16 protein-coding genes and 3 pseudogenes are annotated in these 16828 nt (G+C 66.3%); 6 read left to right on the top strand and 13 right to left on the bottom strand.

Annotated features, from left to right (window positions below; translation table 11 throughout):
- Positions 1-7: 7 nt before the first annotated feature.
- Together M5I08_RS24325 and M5I08_RS24320 are read right to left on the bottom strand one after the other, a co-directional pair.
- Complete coding sequence (locus M5I08_RS24325) at positions 8-811, bottom strand: hypothetical protein (RefSeq protein WP_219067564.1); 804 nt, start codon at positions 809-811, stop codon at positions 8-10.
- Between the two features lie 97 nt (positions 812-908).
- Positions 909-1550 carry a phosphotransferase gene (locus M5I08_RS24320; RefSeq protein WP_219067565.1) on the bottom strand — a complete coding sequence of 214 codons (642 nt, stop codon included), beginning with the start codon at positions 1548-1550 and terminating at the stop codon, positions 909-911.
- A 371-nt stretch (positions 1551-1921) separates the two neighbouring features.
- Between M5I08_RS24320 and M5I08_RS24315 the strand changes: the two genes are divergently transcribed.
- Positions 1922-2659, top strand: coding sequence for a TnsA-like heteromeric transposase endonuclease subunit (locus tag M5I08_RS24315; protein ID WP_249763005.1), 738 nt, complete (start codon positions 1922-1924; stop codon positions 2657-2659).
- 156 nt (positions 2660-2815) lie between these two features.
- Here M5I08_RS24315 and M5I08_RS24310 read toward each other — a convergent pair whose 3' ends face one another.
- Entirely contained in the window at positions 2816-3088 is a 273-nt protein-coding gene (locus M5I08_RS24310) for a hypothetical protein (protein ID WP_219067566.1), read from the bottom strand.
- Between the two features lie 286 nt (positions 3089-3374).
- Positions 3375-4763: an ISL3 family transposase gene (locus M5I08_RS24305; protein WP_249763296.1), complete on the bottom strand. Its 1389-nt coding sequence runs from the start codon at positions 4761-4763 to the stop codon at positions 3375-3377.
- Positions 4764-4871: 108 nt separating this feature from the next.
- On the opposite strand from M5I08_RS24305, the gene M5I08_RS24300 reads away from it, so the two are divergent.
- From M5I08_RS24300 to M5I08_RS27385, 3 genes are all read left to right on the top strand, one after another.
- Positions 4872-5453 carry a hypothetical protein gene (locus tag M5I08_RS24300; RefSeq protein WP_219070936.1) on the top strand — a complete coding sequence of 194 codons (582 nt, stop codon included), beginning with the start codon at positions 4872-4874 and terminating at the stop codon, positions 5451-5453.
- A 73-nt stretch (positions 5454-5526) separates the two neighbouring features.
- Complete coding sequence (locus M5I08_RS24295; protein ID WP_249762759.1) at positions 5527-6327, top strand: transposase family protein; 801 nt, start codon at positions 5527-5529, stop codon at positions 6325-6327.
- 45 nt (positions 6328-6372) lie between these two features.
- On the top strand, positions 6373-6564 hold the full coding sequence (locus M5I08_RS27385) for a hypothetical protein (protein WP_440271479.1): 192 nt from the start codon (positions 6373-6375) through the stop codon (positions 6562-6564).
- A gap of 148 nt (positions 6565-6712) precedes the next feature.
- Here M5I08_RS27385 and M5I08_RS24290 read toward each other — a convergent pair.
- Both M5I08_RS24290 and M5I08_RS24285 read right to left on the bottom strand, forming a co-directional pair.
- Positions 6713-7291, bottom strand: a pseudogene (locus M5I08_RS24290) (pyruvate:ferredoxin (flavodoxin) oxidoreductase); the annotation flags it as partial.
- Positions 7292-7356: 65 nt separating this feature from the next.
- Entirely contained in the window at positions 7357-7833 is a 477-nt protein-coding gene (locus tag M5I08_RS24285; RefSeq protein ID WP_249763004.1) for an OsmC family protein, read from the bottom strand.
- A gap of 70 nt (positions 7834-7903) precedes the next feature.
- Here M5I08_RS24285 and M5I08_RS24280 point away from each other — a divergent pair, with 70 nt between their 5' ends.
- Positions 7904-8689 (top strand): class I SAM-dependent methyltransferase, encoded by a 786-nt coding sequence (locus tag M5I08_RS24280; RefSeq protein WP_219070871.1) that lies wholly within the window; start codon positions 7904-7906, stop codon positions 8687-8689.
- 373 nt (positions 8690-9062) lie between these two features.
- Here the strand turns inward: M5I08_RS24280 and M5I08_RS24275 are convergent.
- Both M5I08_RS24275 and M5I08_RS24270 read right to left on the bottom strand, forming a co-directional pair.
- Positions 9063-9527 (bottom strand): annotated as a pseudogene (locus M5I08_RS24275) (transposase); the annotation flags it as partial.
- 54 nt (positions 9528-9581) lie between these two features.
- Positions 9582-10037 (bottom strand): transposase domain-containing protein, encoded by a 456-nt coding sequence (locus M5I08_RS24270; protein WP_219068229.1) that lies wholly within the window; start codon positions 10035-10037, stop codon positions 9582-9584.
- A gap of 881 nt (positions 10038-10918) precedes the next feature.
- On the opposite strand from M5I08_RS24270, the gene M5I08_RS27175 reads away from it, so the two are divergent.
- A complete protein-coding gene (locus tag M5I08_RS27175; protein ID WP_370328671.1) occupies positions 10919-11251 on the top strand; it encodes an oxidoreductase dimerization domain-containing protein in 333 nt (110 codons plus the stop codon).
- A gap of 125 nt (positions 11252-11376) precedes the next feature.
- On the opposite strand, the pseudogene M5I08_RS27500 reads toward M5I08_RS27175, so the two are convergent.
- The 5 genes and pseudogenes from M5I08_RS27500 to M5I08_RS24245 form a co-directional block, all read right to left on the bottom strand.
- Positions 11377-11445, bottom strand: a pseudogene (locus tag M5I08_RS27500) (IS1634 family transposase N-terminal domain-related protein); the annotation flags it as partial.
- 280 nt (positions 11446-11725) lie between these two features.
- Positions 11726-13162 carry an FAD-dependent oxidoreductase gene (locus tag M5I08_RS24260; protein WP_219068231.1) on the bottom strand — a complete coding sequence of 479 codons (1437 nt, stop codon included), beginning with the start codon at positions 13160-13162 and terminating at the stop codon, positions 11726-11728.
- A 62-nt stretch (positions 13163-13224) separates the two neighbouring features.
- On the bottom strand, positions 13225-15000 hold the full coding sequence (gene arsA, locus M5I08_RS24255; RefSeq protein ID WP_219068232.1) for an arsenical pump-driving ATPase: 1776 nt from the start codon (positions 14998-15000) through the stop codon (positions 13225-13227).
- A 13-nt stretch (positions 15001-15013) separates the two neighbouring features.
- A complete protein-coding gene (gene arsD, locus M5I08_RS24250; protein WP_219068233.1) occupies positions 15014-15406 on the bottom strand; it encodes an arsenite efflux transporter metallochaperone ArsD in 393 nt (130 codons plus the stop codon).
- Between the two features lie 66 nt (positions 15407-15472).
- Entirely contained in the window at positions 15473-16804 is a 1332-nt protein-coding gene (locus M5I08_RS24245) for an arsenic transporter (RefSeq protein ID WP_219068234.1), read from the bottom strand.
- Between the last annotated feature and the right edge of the window lie 24 nt (positions 16805-16828).

Below are 16828 nucleotides of genomic sequence, written 5' to 3'. Positions count from 1 at the left end.
CGGACGATCAGGGGCGGTCATAGGGACGTCGGGCGTCGGAGTTTATTGCGCGTCCGCTTGGTCGGCGCGACAGTTCGACGATCTGCCCGCTGATCGCCCAGCCTGTGCCGGTCGGTTCCGGTGCAGCAGTGAGGAGCTCGCCAGCGGTACACCAGTCGTCGGCGGGATTCCACTGCACGGTGGCACCCCGTAGAAAGACCAGTCGAGGCACAGCACCCAGCACGGACCATCTGCGTTCGAGCAGCAGGGTCTCGATCTCTTCGGGATCGGCAGGGAGGACTTTTGCGAGCCGTGCCGCGACCTCGCCTGAGGTCGAAGGGTCGATGTGGGCTTGGAATGCGCAGACGATGCCGTCGATAATTCCTTTCACCAGTTCGGTATTCGGGCCGGGTGAATTGACACGCGGTGGCCGGATTTTTACGTTGACCGCGAAGGGGGTCCCCGCCACGAGAGTTGGTTCTGGCTGTCCGCTGCGGCCGCGGGCGAGCGCTAGCCAGACCTGAGCCGGGACCTTCTCTCTACGGAACTCGCCGAGGTCGGTCCAATCGAACGACGCCACCGTGCGGCCGTGCTCCCAGTCGGTGAAGCCTCCCTCGCGGGGTGCGAGTGCGTAGCGGTAACCGACTCGATACGCCTCCCCGTTAGGTGCCGCAGGTGTATCGAGTCCGTGTTCGAAGCGAATCCCGTTGCGGCCAGGCTGTATGAACGAGTAATGGAGGTTGTAGAGCACAAGGTTCTCGATATCCATGCGCGGTGGCTTGTCACCGTAGAACGTGGCGTGTACGACTTCGTCGGGAGACGGGTCTAGCACCGCGCATCGAGTCGTTATGGTTTTGCGCAAAAGCTTTTGCCACTCGGGCTCGTTCTCGAAGTGGATGTAATCATCGGCCCAGGCCGTGACGTCTGAGCTACCCGGCTCGGGAGACGGTGCGATGCGTAGCACGGGTGAGCAGGTTGTCGGCGGAGACGTCGCCATGAAACCACCGCGGCGGTCCCGTCCAATGGGTGGCGGTGGCGGCGGCCCAGACGGCGTGGGCGCCGGACCGGGCGATTTCATGGCTGAGGGTGTCGATCGCGGCGGTGGTTTCCTCGGCGTAGACGCTCACCGGCGCGCCACGAAAGAAGTTGTGCCGGCCGGGCTCTGGGCCACCGCGGGGATCGACGTGGTGCAGCGCGGCCAGGAATCGGCCCAAGGGCTCCGCGATGGGACGCCAGTCGGTGACCGATTCGGCGGCGGTGGTGCCGTCGATCCACCGGTAGATCGACCAGGGATAGGGGTAGCCACACCCCGGGACACCGTGCGCCAGCGGTTGTGGAATCGGCAGCGGCAACAGCGGCCCCAGCCGGGGCAGCCACATCTGCTCCTTGGCGACCTGCAGGGCATACCACTCGCCGGCGGGCAGGCGCACGACGAGATCGTCACCAAGGCGGAAGCTGCGGTTGTCCATACCCTGGCGCGCCACCGCTCGAATCGGCAGCCACGACCACTGCGGAAACTGGCCGTCCACCAGGCGACGTGCCAACGCCGTCGTTATCCCGCCCGGTTCCATCCGCGAATCCTAGAAGCCCACCCGCGACGCGGTCCTCTCATTTTCCGCAGATCCCGGCGGGCTCCCGCCGCTGCGACGGTAGCGCTGGGAAATGAAGCGTTTCGTGAGACAAACCGGGCCGCAGCGGCCGTGAGACAACTTCGAGAACCGCAGTTCGCGGCAATGGTGAGATGCCATCAGCGGTGAGGACCTACATTGTGTGTAGGGTCTCACGCCGGACTTCAAAATCTCACGGATGATTTCCAATTGGACTTCAAATTTGAAGCGGCGGTGAGACACCCCGACGCGCCTGCGCGGTGTCCGAGCTTGCGAGTGCCACTCTTTGAGCATGACTTCGGGTGCAGATTTGACCAAGCGGTAGCAGGAGAGACATGGTTCCGGCGGCCAAGAGCGCTGCAACCATAACGGTGCGGTTCCGGACCGCGCCGAAAGGCGATGTGTCCTCGGTTGCACTCGCCGCCGCTGGTCCGAATATCCTGGCGGATGCGCATCCGTGGCGTGAGTTCCGGTGGCGCGCTGGGCAGAAGCACTACTCGGGAACCTACTGGTCGAGCACCGTTGGCCGTCACGTCATCTACGAATCGCGACTTGAATTGGCGCGCTTGCTCTTTGCCGATTTCGACATGAGCGTGCGGCAAATCGTCGCCCAACCATTTCTGCTCCGGGCGTCGATCGACCGCAAGCCACGCAAGCATATCCCGGATTATCTGCTGATCACAGACACAGGCCCTGTGGTCATCGATGTGAAGCCCGCCCGCCGGCTCTCCGATCCCAAGGTGGCCTTCACATTCGAGTGGACTCGAGAACTCGTTGAGGCGCGCGGATGGCGCTATGAAGTGGCGACCGAGCCCATCGCAGTGGAGTTGGAGAACCTCCGCTTCCTAGCGGGATACCGGCGCGACTGGCTATTCCGGCCGGAGCTCCTGGTGCAACTACGGGAGAAGAAGAATCTGGACGGCTCGCCACTGGCGGACGCGTTCAAGTGCCTGCCAGGGGAGCCGATCCGCCACGTCAAATCTGCTGTGCTGCACCTTCTCTGGCTGCAGGAACTGCTGATCGACCTGAGCGAGCCACTTGGCGGACGAACAGAACTGAGGAGGCCAGCATGACTTCGGCTGGGGTACGCATCGGCGTGGGCACCCGGCTCGTGCACGACGGGGAGTTGGTGGAGATCGTTGAGATCCGTACTGGCCAGACAGGGCTGGATGTCGTGTTGAAAGGCACGTCAAAGCAAACGCTAATCCGTGCCCGCCTCAACGAACTTCTCATGTCAAACGGCACACGAGTGATCCCGGAACGGGACGGGCCGTCCGGCGATGACGACTTCTCGCCAGCCGCCCCAGAGTGGCCTCGGCGGCCAGTATGCGGATCGCCGCGTCGTCGCGAAACCACCGCAACACCAGCTTCGCTTGGGCGCGGGCCGTGCCGGCACGTCGTTCGGTCCGGGTGCCGATCTCACGTCGATGCATGCGCAACAGGGCGGTGACATACAGCAGGGTTTGTTCGGGCACGTCGCAGATGGCAGAGTAGGCGAACACGCGGGGTCCTCCTGGGGGGCAGTCGATTTCGTGGTAGAAACCGATCCTCAGGCAAGGACCCCGCGTCCATCAGGTAAGAGACGCCGGCATCACCAATCACATCAGACTCACGCGCCCCAAGTGAGAAAACCTCAGCGTACCGTGAAAATATGACACAAATGGCTACACTTGCGGCCCGCGGCGCGTCCGAGGGGCCTGCGACGCTTTATTTCGAATTTCGCGTTGCCGGCCCCGAACATGACGCCGCCATGGAGGCTATAACGGCTCTTCGATTTTGACCGGGCAATCAGCATGAAGTCTGGGTTGCGGCCCGCTGTCTGCGGGTGCAGTGGAAGCGTATCCGGCGGGCCGAGTTTTCTGTGTTGCGGAATCCGCAGGCGGCCCGTTTGACCTGTTTGACCAGCCGGTTGTAGCCCTCGGTGGCCGCGTTGGTGATGCCGGTGGTGATGAAGGCGTTGATTTCGGACCACCAGGTGTCGACGGTGGTGGCCAGGGTGAGCAGTTCGGGGATTTGGGAGTCGATGCACCAACACAGGAAGCGGTGCAGCCGGTGCCGGGTCAGGTGCGGATCGCCGCCGACGCGCACGGTCGATAGCAGGGTGCGTAGTTCTTCTTTGGCGATCCACGCTGAGAGGATCTGGCCGGTGTTGTCCTCGGCGAGGATCGCGTTCCACATTTTGGCGAAGCTCTTGTCCGACAGGCGTTCCCGGGCACGCAGCAGGCGGCGCCGGTTGGCCCATTCGGGGTCGAGTGTGCGGCCGCGACGATCGCGTAGGTCCCAGGTGACGCGGCGGCGCACCTTGGTCAGCGCGTCGTTGCCGAGCTTGACCAAATGGAAATGGTCGACCACCAGCGTCGCATTGGGCAACAACCCCGGCGTGCGGATCGCCGCCGCGTAGACCGCCGCCGGGTCGATCGCCACGAACTCGATCCCGGCGCGGAACTCCTCGCTGCGTTCGCGCAGCCAGTCGATCACCGCGGCGCCGGTGCGGCCCTCGCGCTGCCCCAGCAGGCCCTGATCGCCGGCCACATCGACGAACCCGGTGTCCCACGGGTCGACCCGCACCCAGCGGCCCGTGGTGGCGCACCGCTGCCAGCGGGGCTTTCCGCGCCGTGTTTCGTCGATGCCGAGCACCCGGACCGGCTCGGGTTCGGCCAGCAGCGCCTCGGCGTGGGCGACGAAGGCGCGGTGGGCGGTCGGCCACGACACCTGATGGGCGGAAGCGACCTCGGCCACCGAGCGGGCCGCATCCCCGATCGCCTTACCGATCGCGGCGCGCAACCGCCCGGTGGTGCGCGCCCGCGGCGGCACCTGCGCGATGGCCTCGGTGAACGAGGACTTCTCGCAATAGTCTTCCCGGCAGCGCCACCGGGTCTTGTTCCAGCGCAGCATGATTCGGTCTTCGCCGTAGGGGATGTCACGCGGCGAGGCGCTCACCCGCTCCTTCACCGAGGTGGACACCACCCCGCACGACGGGCACGCCGCCGCGGTCTCGCTCGCGGTCACCACGTGCACCACCCGCGTCCCATCTGCCCAGCGCTCGACACGCTCAACCTGTACACCTGGCAGCCCAAACAACAATGTCGTACCGTCGATCACGGCCCTTGGCTTCCTTCCTTCGCCTGAGTAATTCGCAACTTCAGACTTCGGAAGGCCAAGGGCCTCCTTATGCAGCGACACGCTCTATGTGAGCGAAATCACAACTGCCCGTTTAAAATTGAAGAGCCGCTATAACGGAGCGGGCGTCGGCATGGTGCAAGGAGCCAGGGTTTTCTGAGCCTCATGCTCAAGCAGATGAGCGGCGATTCGACCATGGTGAAGAACTACCCCGAGGCTTATAAAGGGATCCTTGCCGAAGCGTATCTCGACGGCGTCAGAGACCATTCGCAGCCTTATTTTTATTCGCTGTTCATTCGCTTTGCCGATTCCACGCAACTCCAAGCATCGCAGATCGACGCGGACTTCGACCGAGTGATCCTGCCGTTCCTTCATGCTGTAACGCAAACGCCGACCGGGGTGGTCAAATCTCCCCGGCCCATGAGTGTCTATCGCGGCGTTTTTCACACCATCGCCGCCGGCGACCGCGCGGGCATCTACGTGACGCAGCCGGAAATGACGCACTTTCTGCGTCATCCCGTGGAGGCCCCTGAGCGCGACACCGTGACGGTCGGTAATCATGTCACGGTCGCGGATGCCGGACACCTCGAATGGGAAAAACTGGTTCTCCCGCTTCTTGAGGTCGCACAAGAAACTTATCAGCCAATTGATGATCCAGGCGGCATCGGCCAGCCCGGCAGCAAGAATGAGGTTTTCTCACTTGGGGCTCGTGAGTCTGGTGTGACTGGAGTTTTCGGCGTGTCGTAGTGGCTGGGCGTGGGGTCCTTGCTCAAGGATTCGGTTTCGACGAGGAAACCCGCTCCGCTGCAAAGGACCCCACGTGTTCACCTACTCTGCCATCTGCGACGTGCCGGAGGAAACCCTGCTGCATGTGACCGCGCTGCTGCACGTTCACCGGCGCGAGATCAGAACGCGGGCCGGGCGGCGGTCGGGTACGGTGCGCACGCAGGCCAAGCTGGTGCTGCGGTGGTTCCGCGACGACGCCCCGATCCGGTTGTTGGCGATGGAGGCCGGGCTGCCGATCTCCACCAGCTACCGCTATCTGCACGAGGCGATCGACGTGATCGCCGAACAAGCTCCTGACCTGCACGAAGTGCTCGACCGGGCCAAGGCCGAACAGTGGTCGCACGTGACGCTGGACGGGACGCTGATCGCCATCGACCGGGTGGACGAGCGCAACGAGGCCGGCCATCACCGGTGGTATTCGGGCAAGCACAAAACCCAGGGCGGCAATGTGCAGATACTGGCCGACCCGGGCGGGTTCCCGGTGTGGTCGAGCGAGGTCGAGCCGGGCAGCGTGCACGACATCACCGCCGCCCGCGCGCACTGCCTGGGCGCGCTGTACAAGTCCGCGGCCGACGGGGTGCCGACGCTGGCCGACAAGGGCTACGAAGGAGCGGGGATCGGGGTGCACACTCCGGTCAAGGGCCGCGGCCTGGCCGTGGAGAATCAGAGCTACAACATGCTGCTCACCGCGGCGCGTGCCATCGGTGAACGCGCCAACGCCGAACTCAAACAGCGTTGGCGCTGCCTCCGTCGAATCCGCCTGTGTCCAACCAGGATTGGCGCAGTTGTTGCCGCCGCGATCGTACTATCGACTCTCCAACGCGGAAATTACTGAGAAAACGTCAATAATCGACTTTACCGCAAGGCGCTTTCGACTGAGATCCTGCGCAACACAACCCCCGATGGAGGATTGCGGGCCTATCTGATGCATGGCGTGTGGGAGTCCGTCTGGGATCATGAAAACTCCCATCTCGACGCCCGGATGCAGGAAGCCTTCGGTCCTGTGGGAGCTGGAGTCGAAGTCGGACCGGTCGAACCCTTCTATCTGACCCGGCTCCTGACCGAAGCGTGAGCAAACCGTTATGGACCGTTCAACTCGTCAAGGCAGGCTCATCGCAGTGTCAGCGCCCAGAGCGCGTACAGGCTTTGCTGTTCGGCGGCTTTGAGTAAGCGCAGCGCCTCTCTGCCCGGGTGAAACAACAGACTTTTCGGGCCGCGTCGATCAGGGCCATCAGCGTGTCGTCGTCGAGGGCGCCGATCTTTTGCATCTCGTGCGAGGTGCGGAAGCCGTCGAAGAAGTGCAGGAACGGGACCCGGGTGACCAAGGTGGCCGCATGGCCGATGGCGGCGAGATCCTGCGCCTCCTGCGGCGACCCGGATGCCAGCAGCGCCTATCCGGTCGGGCGGGCGGCCATCACGTCGGAGTGGTCCCCGAAGATCGACAACGCATGGGCGGCGATGCTGCGGGCCGCCACATGGATGCAGCACGCAGTCAGTTCGCCGGCGATTTTGTAGAGGTTGGGCAGCATCAGCAGCAGCCCCTGCGACGCGGTGAACGTCGTCACCAGCGCGCCGCCCTGCAGCGCCCCGTGCACCGCGCCGGCGGCACCGGCTTCCGACTGCATCTCCACAACCTGGGGCACCGTCCCCCACAGGTTGGGCCGCTGCTTGGCTGACCATTCGTCGGCGTGCTCACCCATCGGCGAGGCCGGCGTGATCGGGTAGATCGCCACGACCTCGCTCAGCCGGTAGGCCACCGACGCGACCGCTTCGTTGGCGTCGACGGTCACCATTGCCACTTCGTGACCGGCGGGCGGCGGGCGGTGTTGTGCCGCCGTAGCCGAGGCGGCGGCGGTGTCGATGCTCACGCCTTCGCCGACGTCGGTGTGGTGAGGATCCGTCCCTCGATCGCGCACGCCGCCGCCAGGGTGTTGTAGACGGTGCCGAACCGGCGCAGGTTGCGGTCCAGCAGGTCCACGTGGTGCTGGGGCTCGTCGGTGACCAGGCGCATCTCCCAGGTGATCTCGACGAACTTCGGTGGCGCGTCCTGGCGGCGGGCGGCGACATCGACCTCGGCATGGTCATACCGGAACGGCAGCAGCTGCCCGGATCTTTCGAGGCTCTTGAGTAGGCACGCCGCGAACGCCGACGCGAGCAACTCCGCCGGGCCCGGCAACCCCGACGGCTCGCTGGCCCAGCTGGCGTCGAAGGCGATCGTCTCAGTGCCGGCAGCCACCTCGGCCCGTCCGCGCCGATGCTGTGCGCCCGGACGCGGTACACCGTCGCCGGCGACGAGGACCGCCCAACCTGCTCGGACATTAGGGCTTGTTTCCTTCCGCACCGGTGCGCGGGTGACGCCGACCAACCTGCACCGTGCTTCGGTCAAGTGCGCTATTGGCTAGCCTGGCTATATGGAACTCCCGATGTCGGGACAAAAGACGATTGACCTACCCGGGCACTGGCTGCTGGCCAGGCTGGGCAAACGCGTGCTGCGGCCCGGAGGCCGTGAGCTAACCGAACGAATGCTCTCCGGGGCGGGGCTGCCGGGAGCCGATGTGGTTGAGCTGGCACCGGGTCTTGGCATAACCGCGATGGCGGTCTTGAACCGCAAGCCCGCCAGCTACGTCGCCGTCGAATTCGACGACGACGCGGCGGCGTTGACCCGCGCGGCCGTCGGCGAACGGGGCCGCGCCATCCAGGGGGAGGCCGCTCACACCGGGTTGCCCGATGCCAGTGCCGACGTGGTGGTCGGCGAGGGGATACTGACCATGCAGACCGATGCTCACAAGGCCGAAGTCGCACGCGAGGCTTACCGCATGCTTCGGCCGGGTGGTCGTTTTGCCATCCATGACATGGTGCTGCAAGACGGAATCGACGACGACACCAAATCCGAGGTTCGCCAGGCCCTGAACCGCTCGATCAAGGCCACCGTCGATCCGCTCAGGGCCGCCGAGTGGCGGCAGCTGCTCACCGAGGCGGGCTTCCGGGTCGACGCGGTGTCATTCGCGCCGTTGCTGCTGTTGGAGCCACGCCGGGTGATCGCCGACGAAGGGCTTTTGCGCGCGCTGCGTTTCGCATGGAATGTGGTGCGGGATCACGACGCGCGTGAGCGTGTGCTCGACATGCGCAACACATTCCGCAAGCTCTGGTCAAGCATTTCGGTTGGCGTGTCGCGGCTTTCGGTTCGGGGTCGTTGATGGCGACGGTGAGGCTGGTGATCGGGGTGCTGCGTTCGGGCCGGTAGGGGTCCTTCTTGTGGTATTTCGAGAGCGGGGATTTGACCTTGCGGACGCTGGTGCGGGGCCGTCGGGGCGAGAGCGGGTCGTCGAGGACGGCGCGGCCGATGTCACCGACGAGGTCGACGTCGTCGGGGATGATGTTTCCGGCGGTGACGAGCTGGTCTTTGGCTGTTTCCAGGGCGGTGGTGAAGCTGGCCCGGTCGGGGTCGGCGCCGGGGACGGATTCGATCGCGTCCAGCATGGCGATGCGCAGCGCCTGGTAGAGCGCGGGCAGGCCCCACATCTCCTGGGTCAGCCCGCCCGGGTCGCCGGATCGCAGCACCCGGTGTTGGCAGAGGGTGTGCCGCAGCGCCAGGTAGGCGATCTCGTGTTCCCACCGTTGGTGATAGAGCGCGATCAGCGCCGCGGCGGGATACCGGCGCGGATCGAGCAGGGTGGCGGCCGGCCGGTAGGTCGCGGTGTAGCGGGTGCCGTCGGCGCAGGTGACGGTGACCTCGGCGGTGATGATCCGCACCGTCAGTGTCTTCGATGCGGCGATTGTGGACAGGTAGGAGCCGTCGCGGAGGCGAGTCAGCACCGGCAGGCGGCGGGTGGCGCACAGCCGGGTCAGGAACGCGGCGCCGGCGCCGGTCACCTCGGTGAGGAAGTCGCCAGCGTCAAAGCCGCGGTCGCACAGCACCAGCATGGTGTCGTCGAGCAGGTGCAGCAGCCTGCGCGCGTAGTCGGTCTCCCCGGTCGCGGGCGGCCCGAACACCGCGCCGAGCAGGGCGCGGGTGCCGGTCTCGACCAGCGTCATCAGCTCCGCCACCGGATACCCGGTGACCCCGCGCGCAGCGTTCAGCTTGCCCAGCTAAGGACCGGTTCGCCGCGGTGTCGGGGACTTTGGTCGAGACACAGCCGTCGAAGGCCACCGTTCGGCCAGCACCTCGAACAGCGCCTGCACCGGCGCCGGGCCGAGGCGGCGCCGCAGGGCGCGCAGCGCCGTGGCCGAGGGCGCCGCCGATCCCGGATCCAGGGCGCAGGTCAGCTTGTCCCACACCTTGCGGTATCCCAGCCCGGGGTATAGGCCCAGCGCCAGATCGAAATACACCCCCACCCGCGACGGCAGCTCCCGCAACCGCCGCTCGGCGGCCCGGGCCTGCTCCAACACCGAATCCACCAACTCGAACGGCGCCTGCCGGGTCAGCTCACCCAGGTGCCCGGGCGCGAACACGCCAGCCGCGACGGTGACCGTCCTGGTCACGGTCTCGACAACCCGCCTCATCGCGGCGCGGGCATCACGCCCGGCCCCGGGCTCGACGGGCATGGCACAATCCCGGCATCGCGGCTCCTCGGTAGAACGTGATCTTGGCGATCGTTCTTCTACCAGGAGCCGCACCTATCTCACCGCAACAGCCCCGAATGCCCCGCGTGTCGCGCTTGACTCAATAGTCACACCCTTAACTTCCTGGCATTGAGTCTAGCCGGGCTTCGTCCCCGGTGCCACCACCCGATCAGCTGCGGTCGGTGTCTGCGCAGTGCTGCGAGACCGCGCCACGTCGTCTGCGCACACGCGCGCCGGTAACGGACGTGCTCGCCGTGCTTCAGCGTGGCCAGGGTCTCAGCGGGTGATTCGACCAAGTGGGCTACGCCGCAGCCGGGACTTCGCCCGGCCGCGGTGGCCCTTCGGGTCGCACAAAGTAGCGGTCTGCCATCTAGCTCCGACCGCCGCGCCCCGGATCCCTCGCGTCAATCTGCCGATGGCTTCGCCCTTTGGTCTCGGCTCGAGACGAGGTATCTGCGTTCACCATCGTCGTTGCGGCGCAACATCTTTCCGCTCGACGCGAGCGCCCTTTAGTCCACATTCGGACGAGGATCTGCACTGGTGACCCGGTGCGGCTCAAGCCTGCCACTAGCTCGCGTCATTGACAACAAATTGTCGGAAGTCGATCCTCAAGTCGCTAACGTATTCCAGTGCTGCGCTGGCCCAGCTGGCCGCACGGGCACGAACGGTCGCTCGATGTCTCACCGCTACAGGCCCGGTGCAGCTGGGCGGTCGACTGGAACAAGGACGAAATCTTCGACCCACACCGTGACTGCTATGCGTCCGCCGGCGCTGACCACCCATCGCGTAGCGTCGAAATCCTCGTGACCGTGACGGGCGTGCACAAGGTAGAGTATCGCCACATCTGCCCAGCGGCTCTCGTCATGGGAGAACCCGTAGGGATCGCAAAAGTCATTTTCGATGCCCAAACGGGGCTGATTAAAGGCGCGCATATTTTCGGCGCCTCCGCCCCGGAACTCATCCAGTCGGTGACGTTCGCCATGCATGAACGAATGACGATGCGCCAATTTTCGGCAGTGATAACTGCATTCCCGGATTTCTTGTGGATACTTAATAAATTATTTCCTCCTCCCCGTCCGGGAGATCGCCGGTTGGCCACCAGCGCGGCGATCACCTGCCCGTGGGTCAGCATGGCCCGCCCCCGCATCGGGGCTGCCGCGTCGATGAGTTCGACCAGGTCCAGCCGGGCCAGGTAATGGCGGACCAGCAGCAGCGGCCCGACGTGGCGGCGAGGGCCGACCGGCGGGGGATACAGCCGCGCGAACGAGGCCGCCGGCTGCTCGAGTTGGCCCGACGCTTTCAGCTCGTCCTCGCTGCCCAGCGTTTGCAGCACCCGGTGGCGCACCTGCCCGTCGCCGTCCCGATACGCTTCGACCAGCCGCAGATACACGTAACGCCTGTCGCCTTTGACCACCGTGTGGCGCTTAACGTACACGCCGGCTCCATCACAGTTGCGCGGGTTGGCCGTATATACTCACGCCACACACCATCCGTCGAGGCCACCAACCATGCCCATCGGAATCCAACACTCGGCTCCCGCGACGGATTACCACAGCAACGACGCGCGGCAGCCCGCCCCTGAAATCAGGCCCTACGCTCGATCTGTGCGGAAAACGGGGTTAGCGAGCGGTTTCGGGCCCACGACTGACCTTCGCTGCGATCGAGATCGCCTACAGAGCAGCAGCCTGTTGTGGTGCGCCTGGCCGGGGGGCCGGGTGATGGTCGCGCACCCACTGTTGGGTGGCGAGTTGCACAGCGTCCCAGGGTGATCCGAGCGGCGGGGTGTAGGACAGGTCGAGTTCGCTGACGGCCTCGACGGTCATGGCGTGAAACAGTGCGGCGGCGTAGGTGTCGACGCGTTTGGCGATTTCGGCGCTGCGGTGTCCGACGAGCTGGGCCCCGAGCAGCAACCCGCTGGTTTGGTCGCCGGTGATCCGCAGGTGAATCGGGGTAGCGCCCGGGTAGTAGGCCTTGTGATCGTCGCAGACGCTGGCGGTGGTGGCCGGTGCCCAGCCGCGCCCGGCGGCGCGGGCCTCGTGTTCGCGCAGCCCGGTGCGCGCGGCGACGAGGTCGAACACTTTGACCACCTGGGTGCCCAGGCTGCCGCCGAAGCGCGCGTTGCCGCCGAGGGCGTTTTCCCCGGCGACTCGGCCTTGTTTGTGCGCGGTGGTGCCCAGCGGTAGCCAGGTGGCGCCGAGCAGCCGGTGATGGGTGTGCACGCAGTCGCCTGCGGCGAAAACGTCGGGCAGGTTGGTGCGCATGGCTTCGTCGACGACGATGGCGCCGTTGGCGCCGAGTTGGGCGCCGGCGCGCGCCGCCAGTTCGGTGTCGGGCCGCACACCGACCACGACGAGCACGAAATCTGCCGTGCGGGTGATGGTTTGGCCGCGATGGCGGGCGGTCACGGTGAGCGCGCCGTTCTCGGTGCGCGCGATCGCGGTGACCGTGGTGTCGGTGAGCACCTCCACGCCATTGCGGTGCAGTTCAGCGCGAACCAGGCCCCCGAGTTCGGGATCGACCGTCGGCAAGACCTCGGGCAGGGCTTCGATCTGGGTGACGCGGATACCGCGGGTGGTCAGCGCTTCGGCCATCTCCAAACCGATGTAGCCGGCGCCGATGATGGCCGCGGTTTGCGGGGAGCGGGTGGTCAGCGACTCCATCACCGCGAAGGTGTCGCCCATCGAGTGCAGCAGGTGCACTCCGTCGTGCGGGCCCAGCGCGCCGGGTCCGACCAGGCCGGGCAGCGGCGGCACTGCGCTCACCGCGCCGGTGCCCACGATCAAAGCGTCGTAGCCCAGTTGGCTTGCCGCACCGGAAGCGTCGAGGATATCGACGGTGTGCGCGGCCGCGTCGATGGCGGCGACCCGGGTGTCGGTGCGCAATCTCATGCCGGTGGCTTCCAGGTCGGCGGTGCTGCGGTGCGCCAGGTTTCGCCAGTGGGTGACCTCACCGGAGACGTAGTAGGGGATCCCGCAGATGGAGAAGTTGGGGTAGGCGTCGGCGACGGCGACGGTGACATCGGCGCCGGGGTCGAGTTCGCGGGCGCGCAGCGCGGCGCTGATACCGGCGTCGCTGCCGCCGATCGCAAGGACGTGGCGAGTGGCCATGAGTGAGCTCCTGATTCGAGGTGGCGAAGCTTTGTGCGGCACACGCCGAGGCGGCCGGGAGGCTACCGGGCTGTCGTGGCTTGGGTCGCGCCCAGCGCTTGCAGATCGGGGATCGCACCGGGTTCGGTGGCGAGCGTGGGGACGAGCGCGGTGCGCTCGGCAAGCTCGGTTTTCACTTTGTCGATCAGCGGCAGCTCCGCGGCGGCGCGCGCTTTGAGCAGCGGTGCGCTCGGATTGGCCGCGGCCAGCGAGTTGTTGATCACCCACGCCCAGGGGTGGATGCCGGCGCGTTCGAGCTCGTCCTGCAGGCCGGCGGCTTCTGCGACCGGTGTCGTCTCGGCGAGCGTGACGATGACGACTTTGGTTTCTTGCCGGTTTTGCAGCCGCATCAGCGGCGTCACGAAATGCGCGTCCCCTAGTTGGCGGGCGACCTCGCGATGGTAGGAGCCGGTGGCGTCGAGCAACAGCAGGGTGTGCCCGCTGGGCGCGGTGTCGACGACGACGAACTTGCGCCGTGATTCGCCGATGACGCGGGAGAAAGCCTGGAACACGGCGACCTCTTCGGTGCAGGGTGAGCGCAGGTCTTCGGCGAGCATCGCGCGGCCTTGGGCATCCAGTGCGGCGCCCTTGGTGGCCAGTACATGCTCGCGGTATCGGCGGGTCTCGTGGGCCGGGTCGATCCGGGATACCTGCAGGTTCTGCAGGTCCGGGTCGAGGGTGTCGGTGAGGTCCCCGGCGGGGTCGGTAGTGGTCAGGTGCACCTGGCGCCCGCGACCGGCAAGTGCGGCCGCGATCGCCGCGGCGATGGCCGTCTTACCGACGCCGCCCTTGCCCATGCACAAAATCAAGCCGTGGGGCTGGCCGGCGAGTTCGTCGATCAGATCGGTGAGCGCGGCCCCGGTCGACGGCGATCCGGCATCGGACCCGGCTGGAGCGGCTGGCGGGGCCGCGGTGGGTGTGAACAACGCGGCCACCGCCTCTGCGCCGATGACGTTGGTGGCCTTGAGTTCGACCTGGTCGATGGGCAGCTCGGCTAAATCGGCCGGCAGGTGCGCGATCGCGTCCTGTTCGCGGCGATAGATCGCCGCCGCCAGCGGATCGGCGTCGTCGGCGGGGGCCGGCAGCACAGCGTTGATGACGAGATGCTGGCGGGTCAACCCGATCGCGGCCAGTTCCCGACGGGTGCGGGCGGTTTCGGCGAGGGCCGATTTTTGGGCTCGCGAAACCAGCACCAGCCGAGTGCGCGCCGGATCGGCCAGCGCCGCCACGGCGTCGGCGTAGGCGGCGCGCTGTTTGTCTAGCCCCGACAGCGGTCCCAGGCAGGAGGCGTCGCCCTTGCCGTCGTTGAGGAAATCGGTCCACGAGCCGGGCAGCTGCAAAAGCCGGATGGTGTGTCCGGTGGGGGCGGTGTCGAACAGCACGTGGTCGAAGCGTCTGACGTCGCCGCTGGAGTCGGTGATGAGTTCGGTGAACTCGTTGAACGAGGCGATTTCGGTGGTGCACGATCCGGACAGTTGTTCGGTGATCGACCGGATTTCGGCCTCAGGCAGAAGCCCGCGCACGGGACCGACGATGCGTTCGCGGTAGGCCTCGGCCGCCTGCTGCGGGTCGATCTCCAACGCCGAAAGCCCGGCGGCCGCGCCAATCTCGGTGATGGTGTTGCCGATGGTGATTCCGAACACCTGCCCGACGTTGGAGGCCGGGTCGGTGCTGACCAGCAGCACCTGCTTTCCTTGCCGGGCCAGGGTGACCGCGGTGGCACACGCGGTGGAGGTTTTACCGACCCCGCCCTTGCCGGTGAAAAACATGAACCGGGGCGTGTTGTCCAAAAACGTCATGTCCCAACCCTTCTCAACAGCAGGTGGTGTCTGCGCCGCCGCAGCAGCCGCCTGCGTCTGTTTCGGTGACGCCGAGCATCACCGGCGAGGCGGCTTCGTCGGCCGCCACGCCGGCCCAGCGGGCCAGCTGCGCGCGGTCGGGGTAGCGGCCGGTCATCGCGGTGACACCGTCGACCAGGATCAGCGGCAGCCCCTCAGAGCCGGCAACCTCCAAAAACGCCTTCGCCGCATCGTTTTCGGCGAACGCGAGGGGTTCGCTTGCCAGGTTGTAGCGGAGAACCTCGCCGCCGTGACTGCGGACGAAGTCCATGTCGGCGGAAAACGTCACCACGTCTTGGTCGACATCCTCACCGCACACGCCGGTGGCGCAGCATAGCGCGGGTTCGAATACCTCAATTTTGCTCATCTTCACTTTCTCCTCTGCTTGGGCAGGTGAACGATGTGTTTTCGGGTCTTTATCGAAACCAGCGGTCTAGGCGCCGACGACGGTCAGCCAGGCGGCGAAGGCAAGCAAGGTGACCAGCAACACCGGGACGGTGAGCACGATGCCGGTGCGGAAATAGCGGCCCCAGCCGATGTGCATGCCCTTGCGGTCGAGCACGTGCAGCCACAGCAGGGTGGCCAGGCTGCCGATCGGGGTGATCTTGGGGCCCAGGTCACAGCCGATGACATTGGCGTAGACCATCGCGTCGTGGGCGAGCCCGGTCGCGCTGACGGCGCCGACGGCCAGCGCGGCGACCAGCACGGTGGGCATGTTGTTCATGATCGACGACAACACCGCTGCCGCCACCCCCACCCCGAGCGCGGCGGCGAGGTGCCCGTGGTGGGCGAACAACCCGAACAGCTTGGCCAGTTCGCCGGTCAATCCCTGGTTACGCAGGCCGTACACCACCAGGTACATGCCGATGCTGAACAGCACGATCTGCCAGGGCGCTTCACGAATGACCTTGCCGACCGGAATCCGCCGCGGCGCACCCCCGCGGCCGCCCTCGGCCATCACCTGACCTGCTATGGAATCGGCCAGGTCGGCGGTGTTCACCGGATCGCCGAAAGAGCGCTCCTGCATCGTCTCGCCGGCGCCGCCTGCACCCCCCGACGCGGGAACCGGCTGTCGCACCGGCTCGGAGAACACGAACGCGGGCCGGCGCGCGGCGACCGCGATCAAGATCACCGCACCGGCCCCGGCCACCACCGACAGCGGCACACCCGCCGGGTCGGCGCCGAAATAGCCGACCAACAGCAATGCCAGCACGGCCCAGCCGGCCCGAAAGGTCAGCGGGTCGGTGATGGCATCCGCCGGGCGGCGCAGCGCGGCCATATCGTAGGTCCTCGGGATTGAGCGGTGAAAATACGCCATCAGCACGCCGAGGCTGGCCAGCACGGACACCACACCCACCGGGACCATGATCACGGCGAACCGGGCGAAGCCGACGTGGAAGAAATCGGCGGAAACGATGTTCACCAGGTTGGACACAACCAATGGCAGGCTGCCGGTGTCGGCGATGAATCCGGTGGCCATGACGAAGCCGAGTGCGGTTTTGGGGTTGAACTTCAGCGCCAGCATGATCTGCATGACGATCGGGGTCAGGATCAACGCGGCGCCGTCGTTGGCGAAGACCGCGGCGATCGCCGCGCCGAGCAGCACGATCAGGACGAACAGGGCTCGCCCACGCCCGCGTCCCCACCGGGCCACATGCAACGCGGCCCACTCGAAGAAGCCGGACTCGTCAAGCACCAGCGACACGATGATCACGGCGACGAAGGTCAGGGTCGCGTTCCACACGATGCCCACCACCGTCGGCACGTCACCAGCGCAGATCCTCGTCCG

The organism is Candidatus Mycobacterium methanotrophicum (assembly GCF_023515995.1).
Classification (GTDB): domain Bacteria; phylum Actinomycetota; class Actinomycetes; order Mycobacteriales; family Mycobacteriaceae; genus Mycobacterium; species Mycobacterium methanotrophicum.
This window is presented reverse-complemented; position numbering and strand designations above follow the sequence as displayed.